This is a genomic window from Micromonospora sp. DT4 (assembly GCF_049841675.1).
Lineage (GTDB): Bacteria > Actinomycetota > Actinomycetes > Mycobacteriales > Micromonosporaceae > Micromonospora.
Genome location: NZ_JBNCKT010000117.1, coordinates 1 through 16,109 on the forward strand (window position 1 = coordinate 1; position 16,109 = coordinate 16,109).

A 16,109-nucleotide genomic window follows, 5' to 3' on the forward strand; every position below is an offset into this window, starting at 1 on the left:
AAAGCCGACGCGCGTCCCGCACCGTAACGCCCATACACCCCAAACGATCACAAACCATTTGGGTTACGGGTCAATATGTAATCCATCGACGAAAATACAGGGTCTGATTGCAGGAAGATTACCGCGACATCACGAGGGCCATCGATCGACGAGGCTCGGAGGGTCAGAGGTCGTGGCGGTCGTCGGCCGGCAGGCTGGGGGTTTCGGGCTGCGCGGGCGACTGCTCGGGCTCACCGAGCCGCGCCACGTGGGTCGGGTCGAGGACCCGGGCGAGGAACGCGCGGGTCCGTTCGTGCTTCGGCGCTCCCAGCACCTCCTGCGGCGGCCCCTGCTCGACGACCACCCCACCGTCCATGAACACGACCCGGTCCGCCACGTCCCGGGCGAACGCCATCTCGTGGGTGACCACCATCATCGTCATGCCGTCCTCGGCCAGCCCGCGCATGACGGTGAGCACGTCACCGACCAACTCGGGGTCGAGCGCCGAGGTCGGCTCGTCGAAGAGCATCAGCTTCGGCTCCATCGACAGCGACCGGGCGATCGCGACCCGCTGCTGCTGCCCACCAGAGAGCTGCGCCGGGAACGCGTCGGCCTTGTCGGTCAGGCCGACCCGGTCCAGATTGGCCCGCGCGACCCGCTCGGCCTCGGCGCGCGGACGCCGCAGCACCTTGCGCTGCGCGACGGTGAGGTTGCCGAGCACGGTCAGGTGCGGGAACAGGTTGAACGACTGGAACACCATGCCGATGCCCCGGCGTACGGCGTCGATCTCGACGTCCGGGTCGGTCATCTCGACGCCGTTCACCCAGATCGTGCCCGCGGTCGGTTCCTCCAACAGGTCCACGCAGCGCAGCAGGGTCGACTTGCCGGACCCGGACGGCCCGATCACGCAGACGACCTCGCCCTGGCCGACCTCGAAGTCGATGCCCTTGAGCACCTCGATCGGGCCGAAGGACTTGTGCAGGTCGCGGATCTCGACGGCGGGGCGGGACGGGCTGGTCGTCATGCGGGTCACCGGGCCTTGGCGTAGCGGAGTTCGAGGCGGCGTACCACCTGGGACAGCGGCAGGGTGATGACCAGGTAGGCGAGGCCGGCCACCAGCAGCGGGGTGGCGTTCACCCGGTCGTTGAGCATGTCCCGGCCGAACTTGGTGACCTCGATGGTCTGTGCCGTCACACCCAGCACGTACGCCAACGACGAGTCCTTGGTGAGCAGGATGAGCTCGTTCGTCAGGGGCGGGATGACGATCCGGAACGCCTGCGGGATGACGATCGTGCGCATGGCGGTGAAGTGCGACATGCCGAGGGTGCGGGCCGCCTCCATCTGCCCCTTCGGCACGGCCTGGATTCCGGCCCGGATGGTCTCGGCCATGTACGCGGCGGCGGTCAGCCCGAGACCGATCGCGATCGAGCCGAACACGCCGCCGGGGATCTCCCGCTCCGGGAAGGCGATGGGGATGCCGTACCCGACGAGGAAGAGCACCAGCAGCGCCGGCAGACCCCGGAACAGCTCGATGTACGCGGTCGCCAGCCAGCGGTACGGTGCCACCCGGGACAGTCGCATGAGCGCGAGGACGGTGCCGAACACGAGGCCGAAGGTGAACGCGCCCAGCGTGTAGAGGATCGTGTTGCGCAGCGCCACGGTGATGATCGTCGGGAACATCGACTCGATGATGTCGACGCGGAAGAACGCGTCGGCCAGCCGACCCCAGTCCGCGGCGACGAGCACCGCGACGATGATCGCGATGAAGACCAGGTACTGGATACCGAGGGACAGTCGTTCCCGCTGGCGGCGGCGCAGCTTCACGTTGGCTCGTTGCCTTCCCGGATTGTGCGGACGGGGTAGGGCGCGCGGTCCGCGTGCCCTACCCCGCTGAGAAGCGTCGATCAGGCGTTCGGCCGCTTGCCGATCCACTTCTCGTAGATCGTGTCGTACGAGCCGTCCTGCTTGGCCTTGGCCAGCGTCTCGTTGATCTTCTTGAGCAGTTCCGGGTTGCCGTCCTTCTTCACCGGGAACCCGTACTGCTCGCCGGTGTCGAACTCGGCGGTCACCTCGAACCCACCCGGGTTCTTGCGGAGGTACTCGGTCCACACCGGCAGGTCGTTGACGGCGGCCTCGACCTGACCGTTCGCGACGGCCTGCTGCAGGGCGGCGAGGTCCTCGAACTCGACCAGCTGCAGGCCCTTCTCCTTCTCGAACTTGCGCGCGTAGTCACGACCGGTGGTGGCCGCCTGCACGCCAAGCTTCTTGCCCCGCAGGTCGTCGAGCGACTTGTACGGCTTGCCGGTCTTGACCAGCATCGCCTGCGTCGCGTCGAAGTACGGGTCGGAGAAGTTCAGCACCTTCTGCCGCTCGGCGGTGATGGTCATGCCGGCGGCGGCCACGTCGCACTTGCCGGTGTTCAGGTCCTGACCGGACTTGATCCCCTCGAAGGGCGTGTCGATGATCGTCTGCTCGACGCCCAACTCCTTGGCCACGAGGTCCATCACGTCGACGTCGAACCCGGTGACCTTGCCGCTGGCGTCCTTGGACTGGAACGGCGGGTACGGCAGGTGGGTGCAGACGGTCAGCTTGCCGGCCTCGACCAGCTTGACTCCGCTGGCCTGGACCTCACTGTCATCCTTCTTGGCGCATCCCGCGCTCAACGCCAGAGCGGCGACCGCCGCGACGAGGCCGGCCTGACGGACTGCGCTACGGACCCTCACGAGTGTGTCCCTCCGGTTCGGCTCCCCCTTGTGACGGGCAGCCAGGTTGGTACGAAGACGGTGCGACAGGGGACGGTACCTGATTCGACGAACAGTAACTCAGGTCACGCGATGAGCCGACATGCTGCGGTGACCATCACAGTTCGTGAACACGACAGCCGGTCACGAATGGGACGACCCGCCGCCCTGGCCGCGACGATCGACATTTGAGTATCCGAGCCACCCCGAACGAGTAGGCCACCGCCCCGGGGACCGCTGCGCCACCACAGAAGCTGATAGACGATCAGTGGTACCGCCGTCACCGAAGGGTGAGCAGATCCGACCCCGGATGGGAGGGCAGACCTGAGGATGGACACCTACCCCACGACACCTCAGATGGCCTTCGCGCAGTTCGTTCGGCAAGCCGTCGACGACGCCCGCGAGGAGCACGGCTGGACCGTCGGCGAAATCGCGCACCACAGCGGCGTGAGCCGCTCGACGCTGTTCCGCTGGCTCGCCGGTGACTGGCAGCGCTATCCGGAGCTGGCGAAGGTCCGCAGCCTCTGCGCCACCCTCGACCTGTCCATCGCCGCCGCGATCCGGCCGCTCGCGATGCCGAACGCGGCCGTGACGCCCCGGGCGCTGGCCGAGGTCGAGACGGACATGGGCACCATCCGCCGGCGGTTGCTGGACGACACGGTCTCGGCCGCGGACAAGCGCCACATCCGAGACCTGCTTCGCCGCCTCGCCGGCCGCGACCTCCCGGTCGAGGCCGCATCGTCGACCGGCTCCGGCGTCACCCCGCCCTCCCCGCCGAGGGCAGGCGCGTCGCGCCGGTAGCCCGATCGGACGAGCGCCGCACAGCCAGCCGACCTCACCGCACGGCAGCTCCGCCGACCTCAGCGCCCAGCGCAGGCGGCGTCAGCGCCCAGCGCAGGCGGCGTCAGCGCCCAGCGCAGGCGGGCTCAGGCACGCGACGCAAGCGGGCTCAGGCACGCGACGCAAGCGGGCTCAGCGCGCGGCGCGACCCGGCCGACCCGGACCGGTGCCGGAGCGCCGGGAACCGATGCGGGGAGCCCGCACTACCGGGGAGCTGCCGGCTCCGGGGCGGAAGTCCCGGGCCGCTGCGGCCACCATCTCGTCGGGATCGCCTTCGAGCGCCTGCCGGACGTGCGCCGGGATGATCTCGGACGTGGCCATCGCCAGCCGGACCTGCACCGAGCGGTCGTCGACCAGCGTCGCCAGATCCGCCTCGTCCAACTCCAGCGCGCGGACCAGCGCGGCCCGCACGTCGACCGCCGGGTCCCTGGCCAGAGCGCTGCGCTGCGCGGCGGTGGTCCGCAGGTTACGGGCGAGCCCCTTGCGGACGCGGACGGTGCGGTCGGCCAGCAGTGCGACGATGACGTCGGGGTCCTGGGTGTGCGTGGCGAGCCGTTCCCGCACCTCGGGCGAGACGTCGTCGACCAGCCGGGCGGCCAGCTCGGGCTCCAGGTCGCGGGTCTCGGCGAGCAGGCCCCGAAGCTCCTTGTCAGGTGCGGCGACCATCACCCGGCGGACCGACTCGTCGCAGGTCGGGTTACTGGCGACGGCCCAGCGGACCCACCGGTCCGCGTCCTTGACCAGACGCAGGAGATTGCCGACCGAGGTCGCCGGATTGCGCGCCACGGCTTCCCGGACGTGACGATCATGGTCGCGGGTCAGCGACCGCAGGGCCTGCGCGGGCGCGTCCGGCCGGGCCGCGACCGCCTTGCGGACCGCGACCGACGCATCGGACGCCAGGTCGATGAGGGTCATCTGTGGCGTTGTGGGGTCGTGTGCGACGGCGAGCCGCGCGTCCGCCCCACCACCGGTCGGACGGTCGGCCGTGGTGCCCGACCCGCTGTCCCGGTCGGCCCCACCGACGTGCTGCTGCTTGCCCATGGGCGCAATCATGGCACGCGCCGAACCCGGCACCGCGCGGCCAGCCTGCTCACAGCCCCTGGTCCGATCAGCCACGCCACCTCGAGTACGCCCCGGGCCCGTGCGAGCGCCTCGCCCAACGGCAGGCCCTGCGGCGGGGCGAGTGCCGTGAGGGGGATGACTCTGCTGGCGTGTCGGTCGTTAGTAGTGCTCACTAGTCGGTTATAGTCGTCGTCGTGAATTTGAAGGAATGGGCAGCGGCTACCGGGATCTCGTACGCGACAGCAGGTCGGCGTTACGAGTCCGGAGCACTGCCCGTTCCCACTTACCGGATCGGCCGCCTAGACGAGTAGTTCCGAATTCGGTCAGTGGTCGTAGGCGATCAGTGACCGGGTGACGGGTGCGCCGGTCTTGTTGTTGTGCCAGATCGCGGCGGCCATGGCCAGGAGGCGCTGGGCCACTCGGACGGCGACTCCCTCGAAGGTGCGTCCGCCGTGTTCTTCGAGGTCAAGCTGGCCCTTGAGGGTGTCGTTGACTGATTCGATGAGTTGGCGGACCTTCTTGAGCATCGGCTCGCCGTAGCGGGCCTTCTCCTTCTTGCGCGACGGGCGTAGCAGGGCGATGCCCTGCTCGGCCAGGTGTCGTTCCAAGGGCTTGGAGGCGAAGCCCTTGTCGGTGATCAGGAGGCCGCCGGTCAGACCGGGACCGTTCCGCCGCAAGGCAGGACTACCAACCGTGTGCTTGCCAAAGCGCACTGAGAGGTAACGGCAGAGCGACCAGCATCAGCACGGCGGCGACGACGGTGACGACGCGGTGGCCGGCCCGCACACCGGTGTACACCGCGAACAGGAAGGCGACGGCCGGCACGTCGTAACCGACCGCCTGGTAGCCCACGGCGCACAGACCGGTGACGGCCAGGACGGCGACGGGCCACCGACGACGCGCCGCCAGCGCCAGACCGCCGGCGGCGGCCAGCAACGGATAACCCAGCAGGTCGGCGTCGATCGCGGAGGAGTCCGCGGACCGCCCGGCGACCAGCAGCACCGCCGCCACGCCGACGGCGATGGCCCAGTCCCGGACACCGGCACGCCCTGTGCTCATGGGCGCACCCTGGCCCGGGGTACGCCCCGGGCGACTCCTGCGCGCGGACGACCGGCGACTACCACGTCCGCGGTAGACGCGCGGCGCGCGCGGCGTACGCGGCAGCCGCCTGCGCCCACGGTGGCAGCGCGAAGAGCCTCCGGCGGCCGGACGACCGGCGGCCGACGTGGCGACACGATCGAACGACAATCACGACGTACGAGAAGGAGATGCGCATGTTCCGGTCAGGAAACCCGTCGGCGGCGCGCCTGGTGTTCACCGCTGCCGTGGGTTCCGGGCTCGCCGCGCCGGCCGCCGCCCACACCTCCGCCCAGCCGTTGGCGGCCACCGTCACCACCATGAGGGCCGGGCGGCTCGGGGCGAGCGTGGGTGGTCTGCTGGCGCTGGCGGGGGTGATCGTCGGCGCGGTGGCCCTGGTCCGACCGACCAGTCGCATCGGTACCGGCACCGGCATGCTCGGCGCCACCGTGGCCCTCGCGTCGGGGCTGCTCGGTGTGAGCCTCGGCGCGCTGGTGGTGGCGACCTCCGACGGCGGGATCGGCACCGGCAACGGGCGGGGCGGGGCGTACGTGGCCCTGGTGGTGGGGTTGGCCGCCCTGGGTCTCGGGGGACTGGCGCTCAGCTGTACCCGCGGCTGAGGGATCGCCCGTCCTGCTCTGCGCGGGAGCAGGACGGGCAACGCCGGCACGATTGAAATCACCGCCAGCGTTCGACCGGGGGAGCATCGGCAGGTGAGTTCGGATCGGCTCCTCGTCACGCTGGACCGCGCCAGTCCGGTGCCGTTGCAACAGCAGCTCTGTGGCCAGATCAGTTCATCCGTACGCGCCGGCCGGCTGCGCCCCGGCGACGCGGTGCCGCCCAGCCGCCCGCGTACACCTGCGACCCGAGCCCTCGCTGCCCACCGGCGCCGGCAGTGCACTGTGGAAGCCGTGGGAGCCGGCGCCGATGCACCGGCCGGACGGGACGTACGACTTCCGGCGCGGCACCCCGGCGCTGGCCAGCTTCCCGGTGGCCCGGTGGCGGAAGTCGCTCGCCGACGCGGTCAGCCGGGCCGACGCGGTGGCGTTGGGCTACGGCCCGGCGGAGGGTTCCCCGTCGTTGCGCACCCAGATCGCCGCGCTGCTACGGCGCAGCCGGGCGCTGGACGCCCGCCGCGAGGACACGGTCGTGACCAGCGGCGCGTTCTTGTCGGCGTCACCGAACACGAACTCGGGCGGGCGGTCCGACCTCACCGACCGACGGTGAGCTGCTGCCGCGGCTCGCGGGGTCGCCCCGCACAGGGCACGAGGCCTACCGGAACATCTTGACACTCGTCGATGTTAGCGCCAACACTTAGGCCGTTACCTGGGCGTAACACTCCCGTCACACATCCCTGCCCACGGGCGTTCCTGCCCCGGCGGGCGCCCGCGGGTTGGCCGTCGCAGCAGCATCGACCAGCGCCGTGCACACAGCTCACGGAGGACAGATGCCGCTGCCACCGGACCGAACCGTTGCCGCCACCCGCCGAGCCGCCGGCTCGGGGCGTACCGGTCCCGACGTCCGTCGACGGTCCGTCCTGGCCGCGTTGCTGGTGGTCCTCGCCGTGTCGGCCGGGCTGCCCGTGGCGGGGCCCGCGCAGGCCGCGCCCGCTGCGAACTACACCAACCCGCTGGTCAACCCGCGGGCCGATCCCCACATCTTCCGCCACACCAACGGCTACTACTACATGACCGCGACCGTGCCGCAGTACGACCGGATCGGCCTACGCCGTGCGACCACCCTGCAGGGCCTGTCGTCGGCCAGCGCCACGGACGCCAACTACTGCCTCGGGATGTTGAGCGCCTCCGCCACCGCGAACCTGCTCGACGCGGCGTCGTGGAGCAAGAGCCCCAACCCCGTGTTCGCCACCAGCGCCGCCACCGGCCAGTACGGCCCCGGCCACAACTCGTTCACCGTCTCCGAGGACGGGCAGAGCGACATCCTCGTCTACCACGACCACAACTACCGCGACATCAGCGGCGACCCCCTCAACGACCCCAACCGGCGGACCAGGCTCCAGAAGGTGTACTGGAACGCCGACGGCACCCCCAACTTCGGCATCCCGGTGCCGGATGGGGCCACCCCGGTCCGGCTGCGGTCGCACGACCTGACGACCAGCTACATCCGGCACTACGACTACCGGGCACGCGTCGAGGCGAACGTCACCAACCTCGCCGACTCCCAGTTCCGAATCGTCAACGGCCTGGCCGGCGGCGGAAGCGTGTCGTTGGAGTCGACCAACTTCCCTGGCTACTACCTGCGCCACTACGGCTTCACCCTGTCCATCGCGCCGAACGACGGTTCGTCGATCTTCGCCGCGCCCCCGACACCGTCGGCCGGGTCCCCGCGACCCGCCGACGCCGATTGGAGCACCCGATGACCCGGCATCCCACCATCGCCGTCCTGGCCGGACTCTGCCTCGCCGTCAGCGCGGCACCCGCCGCCGCTGCCAGTCCCACACAGACCTCGGGCACCGCCCAGGTGAGCGCTCACGCCGCGCTCGCCGGCCCGCCCGGCACACCGCCCGGAGCCTGCCCGACGGGGGCCGGGTCCGGCTCGCCGCTGCCGTCCAGCTCCCTGACGGCGACGAAGATCCGGAGCGGATTCACCTTCCTCGAAGGACCCGTCTGGGTCGCCGACGGCGGCTATCTGCTCTTCTCCGACATGGCCGCCGGCACCGGGCCGTACAACGTCCAGCCGTCGACGATCCGCCGGTTCACCCCGCCGTCGACCTTCGACACGTTCATCACCAACTCCGGTAGTAACGGTCTGGCGCTCAGCGCCGACGGCCAGCAGGTCGTCGCGGCCACCCACGACCAGCGCAACGTGTCCGCGTACCGGTTGAGCGACCGGAGCCGCGGCACCGTCGCGGCGAACTACCAGGGCCGGGCCTTCAACTCGCCCAACGACGTAGCGGTCCGGTCGGACGGCGTCACCTACTTCACCGACCCCAACTTCCAGCGCGGCAACCGCCCGGACCAGATGTCCGGGCGTACCAGCGTCTTCCGCGTCGTCAACGGGCAGGTGTCGCTGGTGGACGACCAACTGCGCCAGCCCAACGGCATCTCGCTCTCACCGGACGGGAGCACCCTCTACGTGGGCGCCTACTCCGAGAACAAGATCTACAAGTACGCCGTCCAGCCCGACGGCAGCACCGGCGCGCGCAGCATCTTCGTGAACTACATCGGTGGTCCGGACGGAGGCACGATCGACTGCGCCGGCAACGTGTACTGGACGTCCGGCGCGGACTCCCTGGTCCACGTCTACTCCCCCACGGGCACCCAGCTCGGCACGATCCGGCCCGGCTTCTCCGGCACGACAAACGTGGCCTTCGGCGGGCCCGACCGGCAGACCCTCTACATCACCTCGGGTCCGTGGAACGACTCCGGCCTGTACAGCGTGCGGCTCAACATCCCGGGGTACCCGTACTGACGCACCCCTGGCCGGACGTTCGCGGGACGCGGCGGGCGGGGCTCTGTCCGTAGGCTTCGCCGGTGCAGATGATCTCCACGCAGCCGGCCCCCTGTCGACGGACGCCGCCGCCCTCCGGGACGCGATCGCACGGGCACGGACCGGCCTCGTCGACCGGGAGGTGGTCGCCGAGGTCGTCGTGCTGTGCGCGGTCGCCGGCGAGCACGTGCTGCCCGCGCGGCCCGACTGGTCGAGGCGGGCCGTCGCCTGCTCGACGAGGTGGGCCCCGGGCCGCTGGGACACGACGAGCGGCTGCGGACGCGCCTCTAGTCGCGGATGACTGCCGGCGCGAAGCGGCACCCGCCGCGACGGACCGGGCTGGCAGTGGGAGGAATCCCCCGTTGTGCTCCTTGCGGAGCGGATTCCTCCCCGCTCGCCCCCCAGGTTCGGCTGGACGGGCCCGACAGGGCCCGCCGCGCAACAAGCGTTGAGCAGATTGGATTCTGACTCAACACCCGTTGCTCCGAACAGGAGCGAGCTTACGCTCACGTTCCGTACGGGTGTCAACGTCTGTTTCGTCGCCGGGCATATCTGCGACACTGTCGTTCAGGTCGCCGGAGGGTGAGAAGCATGGTGGACGTTCGGCGCGCGGAGCGGGAGTTGCCGCCCCTCGACACGTTGGCAGCACGGCTGGAGTACCTGTTCGACAACATCCGTCCGACGCCTGACGAACTCGGCGAGTCCGACGAGCCGGGTCGCAGGTACACCAACCGGGAGATCGCCGACAAGATCAACGAAGCGGCGGCCGAGACGGGCGTGACGATCAGCGCCGCCTACATCGGCGAGCTGCGCCGTGGCGTGGCCAGCGATCCCCGCACCTCGCACGTGCGCGCCCTGGCCACCGCCTTCGGCGTCAACTCGGGCTACTTCGTGGACGACGCGGCGGCACGACGCACCCAGGACCAGATCACGCTGCTCAGCGAGCTGCGTCGGATGGACGTCAAGCGGGTGGCGCTGCGGCAGGTGCTCGCCGACAACGGCCTCTCCGCGACCGACACCCGCCTCGTCGAGCAGATGGTGGCCCGGCTGCGGGCCGTGGCCGAGGGCACCGGCACGACCACCACCGCGTCCGATGATCGCCGATAGTCGATGGCCGTGCAGATCCTGCGGTGGGAGCACACCGACGAGTGGGGGAACACCGACGTGACGTTGCATCGCCTACGCCGACGGTGCGAGCGCATCGTGGCCGAGCTGGAGATGCCGGACCCCTTCGACGTCCGGAAGCTGTGCGACATCCTCGGCGAGCGGCGCGGCCTGCCCATCCACCTGGTGCCGATCAAGCTGCCGGCGCACAGCGTGTGCGGGATGTGCGTGCCGACGAACGACTTCGACGCGATCTTCTACGAGCAGGACACCTCGCCGCTGCACCAACTGCTGATCATCGGTCACGAGTTGGGTCACCTGCTCGCCGGGCACCAGGCGACCGAGGTGCTGGACGCCGACGCCTCCCGGCTGCTACTGCCGGACCTCGACCCGCAGCTCGTGCAGCGCAGTCTCGGCCGCAGCAACTACGCAGCGGCCGAGGAGCGCGAAGCTGAGATGATCGGCTCACTGCTCCTGCGCCGGATCCGCGGTGGTCGCGCGGACGCGGACGAGCCGCCGGTCGACGGGCAGGACGCCGAGCTGTACGGCCGGCTGCGGCACTCGCTCGAACACCCCCACTGGTAGCGCGGGGATGGACACCGTCCTCTACGCCGTCTGCGCGGCAATCGGTTGGGTCGCGTTCGCCTACATGGTGCGGCTGCAACGTCGGCATCCCAGCCGGGCCCGCCGCGCGATCTGCGCGGGCCTCGGGGCGTTCGCCGCCGGGATCACCGTCGCCATCCCACCCGTCGCCGCCGCGATCGACGGGGTGTCGGGCCTGCCCAACCTCGCCAAGGTCATGTCGCACGCCGGCGCGCTGACCATCTCGGCCAACGCCGAGATCATGCTGCTGCACTTCGCGCTCCCCCCGGCGACGGCCGCCGTGCGTGCCCGCCGCTGGGTCTGGGTCACCGCGTGCGCGTTCGTCGTCATGCTCGGCCTGTTCGCCCACACCCTCACGTACGACGAGCCGGTGCTCCTGACCGTCGAGTACGCGACCGACCCCGTCGTGACCGCGTACCTGCTGATCTTCCTGCTGCTCGGGTTCTTCGCCTACTGCTTCGACATCACCCGGCTGTGCTGGGGCTTCGCGAAGATCTGCGGACGCCCCTGGCTGCGCCGGGGCCTGCGCATCACCGCCGTCGGCGCCGCCTTCGCGCTGCTCTACAGCACCAACAAGATCGTCTACCTCGTCGCTTACTGGGCCGGCTACCGGCCCACCGGCGAGCGTCAGATTGCGGCGGTGCTGGTGACCATCGGCGCGTTGCTCATCACGATCGGCCTCACCATGCCGGCCTGGGGGCCGACCCTCAAGATCGGCCAGCGGTGGGAGGACTTCCACTCCCACCGGCGGCTCGAACCCCTCTGGCGGGACCTCGTCGCGGCCCTCCCCGAGCTGGAACTCGACCCCACCCTGCGACGCAAGTTCGCGGCCATCCGCGACACCGACTACGCGCTCACCCGCCGGGTCGCCGAGATCCGCGACGGCCGCCTGGCGCTGCGCCCGTACACCGACATGGGTGTGACCGCCCTGGCCGAGCGGTTCGCCGAAGGGGCCGGTCTGAGCGCGGCGGAGCGGCGGGCGGCCGTCGAGGCCGCCCACCTGGCCTGCGCGCTGCGGCGACATCGCGCCGGTCTGGTGGCCGCGGCCCCGCAGCCCGCCGACGAACTGCACCGCCCGGACGGTGGCTACGCCGGCGAGGTGGCGTGGTTGACGCTCGTCACCGACGCCTACGCCCGATCGCCCGTGGTGGCCCTGACGCTCGCCGAGGCCACCCCGCGGCCGACGGCAGGAGACGCGCACCGATGAGGGGCCGTTACGACAACCTGAACCGGATCCGCACGCTGGACCCGCAGCGCGACTACCTGGACATCTACCAGACCATGCTGCGCCACGAGTTCCCCTGGGACATGAAGCTGGGCCTCAACCTCGCGTTCATCAGGTCCTTCTCCGTCCCGGCCATCGCCGCCGTGCACACCACCACCGGCGAGCTGACCGACCGCACCCAGAAGCGCATCGACGACACCGGTCTGCTGATGTACGAAATGGTCCTCAACGGTTTCGACAAGCCCCGGGGCCGCGACGCGCTGCGGCGCGTCAACCAGATCCACCGCCCGTACGACATCGGCAACGACGACTTCCGGTACGTCCTGGGCTGCCTCGTCGTGATCCCGACGCGCTGGCTGCGCGACTACGGCTGGCGTCAGCCCTGCTGCCACGAGCGGCAGGCCACGTACCTGTTCTACCGGGAACTCGGCCGGCGGATGGGCATCACCGACATCCCCGGGTCGTACGACGAGTTCGAGACCTGGTTCAACGCCCACGACGCGGCTCACCTGATGCCGAACGACGACGCGGCGGCCATCGAGCGGGCCGCCCGCATGCTGATGCTCGCTCGCCTCCCCCGGACGCTCGCACCGCTGGGCAACGCCCTGGTCAGCGCCATGTACGACGAACCGCTGCGGCGTGCGACGCGGGTCGACGCGCCGGCGTGGCCGGTCCGGGCCGGCCTGCGTCTGGCGTTGCGGTCGCGCGCGCGGTGGCAGCGGTGGTTCGGCGCGCCGCGGGCCACGCCACTGTTCGCCGACGGCATCAAGGCCAGGACCTACCCCCAGGGGTACGAGATCAGCCAGCTCGGCCCGCGTTGATCAGCGGCTGGCGGTGCCAGGAGGCGCCGCCGGTCGGGCACGGCTTGACGCACCGTCGTCCATCGCGCATGGCCAGATATCGCCAGCCTTCTATTTCGATAAGCGCCGCGAGACCCGCGTGAGAGCGGCCTTCGTTGCCGATCACTTCGAGGTCGTAGGTGACGATCGTGCAGGGAGGAATGTCCGCCAACAACCACCACGGTGTCTGGGCGTCGATGGGTGGCAGTACGAAAGCCGGGTCGTGGACGGGCACCGGCGCACGGTTCTGGACGTGTATGACCTCCAGGCTGACCACGTCGTCGGGTCCGGCATCGTCGATCCTCGCCGCGTTCCCCTGGACGTAGTGGGCGATACTCTCGTCGCCCTTGTCGATCCACCAGGAGACAGGACTCGCGTACCGCCGTTCGAAGCGTTCGCGGGCGAGCTTGTTCAGTTCCAACTGGTCGGCGTTGACCCGCTGCTGCTCGCGCAGCGTCTCCTGCGCAAGCACGTTCGCCTGCTAGGCGTACACCAGGGCAATTATCGTCAGCGTGACGGCGACAATCGCCGCCGCCGCCTGGACGGCCGCCGAGTGTCGGCCGAGCGCGGACGCCGCACCGTCGCGCGACGCCGCAGCGCCGATCGCCGACCGACGCGCCAGTCGCGCGGCGTGACTCCGCGACCGCGCCACAGATCGCACGGACCGGGCCGCGGCCCGATCCGGCCCTTCGGGGACCATCACCTCATCCAATCATCCACCCTCAAGGAATCGACGAATGTGACGGTAATGGACTGATCGAGCCCCGGGACCGGCGCTCTCCGGCGCTGCGGAGGAACGCGGCAGGGTGATTGGGACCGAATCCCACCTTATTCGACAATTTTTCCCCTTAAGTTCGATGCGCAGGACGCGGCCGAACCGGGGAGAGACGTGGACAGCTATCCGGCGATCGAAGATCACGGTCTCATCGGCGACCTGCAGACCGCCGCGCTGGTGACATGTGACGGCACTGTCGACTGGTTCTGCGCGCCACGCTTCGACTCGCCGAGCATCTTCGCCGCGCTGCTGGACAAGGAGAAGGGCGGCTACTTCCGGATCGCGCCGGACGACGTCCGGTACGTCACCAAACAGCTCTACCTGCCCGGCACCCCCATCCTGATCACCCGGTTCATCAGCGCCGACGGTGTGGCCGAGGTAATGGACTTCATGCCGGTCACCGGCGAGCGGGTCACCGACGCGCACCGCCTGGTCCGCATCGTCACGATGGTCCGCGGCAGCATGCGCTTCCGCGTGGAGTGCCGACCACGGTTCGACTTCGCCCGGGAAGAGCACCAACTAGAACGCCATCGCAACGGCTACGTCTTTCGCAGCCGGTCGGCGACGCTGACGTTCCACCCGGTCGATCCGGTGCGGCGACTGATCTCCGAACAGGGAGACGTCCGCATCGAGGGCGGCGACCTCGTCGCGTACGGCACCCTGAGCGAGGGCGACACCGGCGGCGTGGTCCTGGAGACGGGTGGCACCGAACCACAGATCATCCCGCCGGAGGAGATCCAGGGCATGTTCGAGTGGACCCGGGACTACTGGCGACGCTGGCTCGAACGCTCCAGCTACACCGGCCGCTGGCGGGAGATGGTCGAACGCTCGGCCATCACGCTGAAACTCATGACGTACGCGCCGACCGGCGCGATGATCGCCGCGCCCACCGCCGCCCTGCCCGAGCTGGTCGGCGGGACCCGCAACTGGGACTACCGCTACACCTGGATACGCGACACGTCGTTCTCGGTGCACGCGCTGCTCGGCCTCGGCTTCACCGAGGAGGTCAGCCGCTACATGGACTGGCTGGACGAGCGCATCCGCACGGCCGGCGACCACCAGGACCCACTGAAGATCATGTACCGGGTGGACGGCTCCTCCGACCTGCACGAGGAGGTGCTCGACCACCTGGAGGGGTACCGCGGCTCCAGGCCGGTGCGGATCGGCAACGGCGCCGCCGACCAGCTCCAGCTCGACATCCACGGCGAGGCGCTCTACGCCATGCACCTCGCCGACGAACAGGGCATCCGCGTCTCGCACCAGGTGTGGAAGAGCACCGTCCGGCTCGTCGACTGGCTCTGCCACAACTGGGACCAGCGCGACGCCGGCATCTGGGAGAGCCGGCACCACCCGCGCAACTACACGTTCGGTCGGGTCATGTCGTGGGTGGCGCTGGACCGGGCCATCCGCCTGGCCGCCCGCACCGGCCGCCCCGGCGACCTGAACTGTTGGACCGAACAGCGGAATCGGATCTACAACCAGGTCATGGCCCGCGGGTACCACCAGGAACGCGGCAGTTTCGTGCAGGCGTACGACGAGAACGTGCTCGACGCCGCGCTGCTGGCGATGCCGGCCGTCGGATTCGTCACCCCGAGCGACCCGCTGTGGCAGTCCACCCTGAACGCGATCGAACGCGAACTGGTCTCCGACAGCCTCGTCCACCGGTACGACCCGGTGCACTCCCCCGACGGCCTCCCGGGCCACGAGGGCACCTTCAACATGTGCACCTTCTGGTACGTCGAGGCGCTGGCCCGCTCCGGCCGCCTCGACGACGCCCGCCTCACGTTCGAGAAGATGTTCACCTTCAGCAACCACCTCGGCCTCTACGCCGAGGAGATCGCCGCGACCGGGGAGCAGATCGGCAACTACCCCCAGGCCTTCAGCCACCTGTCACTGATCAATACCGCGCTGACCCTCAACAGCCTGCTCGACGCCGAGGCCGACGCCCACCGCCGCCGATAGGGGCAGCGGTGCTATCGAGCGTCGTCAGGCGATCTCCGCGGCGCCCGCCACCAGGCTGGCCTGCCGGCCGGCCGAGACGGCCGTGGCGATCCGGACGAACGCGGCGACGGCGAGCGAGGGCGAGTTCTGCGGCCACGCCACCGCGAAGGCTGCCTCCGGCGCGTCGTCGACCGGACGCCACGTCAGCTGCGGCCGGGCGTTGCGCTCGGCGAGCGACACGGGAAGCAGCGCGAGCATCCGCCCGAGCTCGATCTGACGCAGCATCTGCACCATTTGATCTCCACCATCGACGGTGCAAGCCGGGCAGGTCGGTCCGCCTCGACGGTCGACCTGCCCGGAGCCAGCCAGCACGCCTGCGCGAGATGCGGACCCTTACCTAGCCCGAGTTTCCTAGATAAGTTGATCTTGGCTGGAGACTTCGCTGGTCAGACCTTGTTTCGACGCCGGTTTGG

At 70.0% G+C, this 16,109-nt stretch carries 18 protein-coding genes and 1 pseudogene; 11 read left to right on the forward strand and 8 right to left on the reverse strand.

Going from position 1 to position 16,109, the window contains the following annotated elements:
• Positions 1-163 precede the first annotated feature (163 nt).
• From ACLQ24_RS24475 to ACLQ24_RS24485, 3 genes are all read right to left on the reverse strand, one after another.
• On the reverse strand, positions 164-1,003 hold the full coding sequence (locus ACLQ24_RS24475) for an amino acid ABC transporter ATP-binding protein (RefSeq protein ID WP_425894052.1): 840 nt from the start codon (positions 1,001-1,003) through the stop codon (positions 164-166).
• 5 nt (positions 1,004-1,008) lie between these two features.
• Complete coding sequence (locus ACLQ24_RS24480) at positions 1,009-1,803, reverse strand: amino acid ABC transporter permease (RefSeq protein ID WP_425894053.1); 795 nt, start codon at positions 1,801-1,803, stop codon at positions 1,009-1,011.
• 80 nt (positions 1,804-1,883) lie between these two features.
• On the reverse strand, positions 1,884-2,702 hold the full coding sequence (locus tag ACLQ24_RS24485; RefSeq protein WP_425894054.1) for a basic amino acid ABC transporter substrate-binding protein: 819 nt from the start codon (positions 2,700-2,702) through the stop codon (positions 1,884-1,886).
• A gap of 348 nt (positions 2,703-3,050) precedes the next feature.
• On the opposite strand from ACLQ24_RS24485, the gene ACLQ24_RS24490 reads away from it, so the two are divergent.
• Positions 3,051-3,521: a helix-turn-helix domain-containing protein gene (locus ACLQ24_RS24490; protein ID WP_425894055.1), complete on the forward strand. Its 471-nt coding sequence runs from the start codon at positions 3,051-3,053 to the stop codon at positions 3,519-3,521.
• Between the two features lie 171 nt (positions 3,522-3,692).
• Here the strand turns inward: ACLQ24_RS24490 and ACLQ24_RS24495 are convergent, their stop codons facing one another.
• The 3 genes and pseudogenes from ACLQ24_RS24495 to ACLQ24_RS24505 all read right to left on the reverse strand — a co-directional run bounded on the left by ACLQ24_RS24495 (position 3,693) and on the right by ACLQ24_RS24505 (position 5,681).
• A complete protein-coding gene (locus ACLQ24_RS24495) occupies positions 3,693-4,601 on the reverse strand; it encodes a hypothetical protein (protein ID WP_425894056.1) in 909 nt (302 codons plus the stop codon).
• A gap of 344 nt (positions 4,602-4,945) precedes the next feature.
• A pseudogene (locus ACLQ24_RS24500) lies at positions 4,946-5,305 on the reverse strand (transposase); the annotation flags it as partial.
• Between the two features lies 1 nt (position 5,306).
• Positions 5,307-5,681: a hypothetical protein gene (locus tag ACLQ24_RS24505; RefSeq protein ID WP_425894057.1), complete on the reverse strand. Its 375-nt coding sequence runs from the start codon at positions 5,679-5,681 to the stop codon at positions 5,307-5,309.
• A gap of 215 nt (positions 5,682-5,896) precedes the next feature.
• Here ACLQ24_RS24505 and ACLQ24_RS24510 point away from each other — a divergent pair, with 215 nt between their 5' ends.
• The 8 genes from ACLQ24_RS24510 to ACLQ24_RS24545 all read left to right on the forward strand — a co-directional run bounded on the left by ACLQ24_RS24510 (position 5,897) and on the right by ACLQ24_RS24545 (position 12,902).
• Positions 5,897-6,319, forward strand: coding sequence for a DUF6223 family protein (locus ACLQ24_RS24510; protein ID WP_425894058.1), 423 nt, complete (start codon positions 5,897-5,899; stop codon positions 6,317-6,319).
• A 160-nt stretch (positions 6,320-6,479) separates the two neighbouring features.
• Positions 6,480-6,926, forward strand: coding sequence for an aminotransferase class I/II-fold pyridoxal phosphate-dependent enzyme (locus ACLQ24_RS24515; RefSeq protein WP_425894059.1), 447 nt, complete (start codon positions 6,480-6,482; stop codon positions 6,924-6,926).
• A gap of 220 nt (positions 6,927-7,146) precedes the next feature.
• A complete protein-coding gene (locus ACLQ24_RS24520; protein WP_425894060.1) occupies positions 7,147-8,079 on the forward strand; it encodes a family 43 glycosylhydrolase in 933 nt (310 codons plus the stop codon).
• A complete protein-coding gene (locus ACLQ24_RS24525; RefSeq protein ID WP_425894061.1) occupies positions 8,076-9,131 on the forward strand; it encodes an SMP-30/gluconolactonase/LRE family protein in 1,056 nt (351 codons plus the stop codon). Before ACLQ24_RS24520 ends, ACLQ24_RS24525 begins: the two co-directional genes overlap by 4 nt.
• Before the next feature lie 609 nt (positions 9,132-9,740).
• Positions 9,741-10,256, forward strand: coding sequence for a hypothetical protein (locus tag ACLQ24_RS24530; protein WP_425894062.1), 516 nt, complete (start codon positions 9,741-9,743; stop codon positions 10,254-10,256).
• A gap of 3 nt (positions 10,257-10,259) precedes the next feature.
• The gene (locus tag ACLQ24_RS24535; protein ID WP_425894063.1) at positions 10,260-10,838 is read left to right on the forward strand and encodes a hypothetical protein; all 579 of its coding nucleotides are present in this window, start codon (positions 10,260-10,262) and stop codon (positions 10,836-10,838) included.
• Positions 10,839-10,845: 7 nt separating this feature from the next.
• On the forward strand, positions 10,846-12,063 hold the full coding sequence (locus tag ACLQ24_RS24540; RefSeq protein WP_425894064.1) for an MAB_1171c family putative transporter: 1,218 nt from the start codon (positions 10,846-10,848) through the stop codon (positions 12,061-12,063).
• Positions 12,060-12,902, forward strand: a complete 843-nt coding sequence (locus ACLQ24_RS24545) for an oxygenase MpaB family protein (protein ID WP_425894065.1) — start codon at positions 12,060-12,062, stop codon at positions 12,900-12,902. The genes ACLQ24_RS24540 and ACLQ24_RS24545 overlap by 4 nt, the downstream gene beginning before the upstream one ends.
• Here ACLQ24_RS24545 and ACLQ24_RS24550 read toward each other — a convergent pair.
• Entirely contained in the window at positions 12,880-13,392 is a 513-nt protein-coding gene (locus ACLQ24_RS24550) for a hypothetical protein (protein WP_425894066.1), read from the reverse strand. The genes ACLQ24_RS24545 and ACLQ24_RS24550 overlap by 23 nt on opposite strands.
• Positions 13,393-13,432: 40 nt before the next feature.
• Between ACLQ24_RS24550 and ACLQ24_RS24555 the strand changes: the two genes are divergently transcribed.
• Both ACLQ24_RS24555 and ACLQ24_RS24560 read left to right on the forward strand, forming a co-directional pair.
• On the forward strand, positions 13,433-13,555 hold the full coding sequence (locus tag ACLQ24_RS24555) for a hypothetical protein (protein WP_425894067.1): 123 nt from the start codon (positions 13,433-13,435) through the stop codon (positions 13,553-13,555).
• A gap of 254 nt (positions 13,556-13,809) precedes the next feature.
• The gene (locus ACLQ24_RS24560; protein WP_425894068.1) at positions 13,810-15,657 is read left to right on the forward strand and encodes a glycoside hydrolase family 15 protein; all 1,848 of its coding nucleotides are present in this window, start codon (positions 13,810-13,812) and stop codon (positions 15,655-15,657) included.
• 24 nt (positions 15,658-15,681) lie between these two features.
• Here the strand turns inward: ACLQ24_RS24560 and ACLQ24_RS24565 are convergent, their stop codons facing one another.
• Positions 15,682-15,930 (reverse strand): hypothetical protein, encoded by a 249-nt coding sequence (locus ACLQ24_RS24565; RefSeq protein ID WP_425894069.1) that lies wholly within the window; start codon positions 15,928-15,930, stop codon positions 15,682-15,684.
• Between the last annotated feature and the right edge of the window lie 179 nt (positions 15,931-16,109).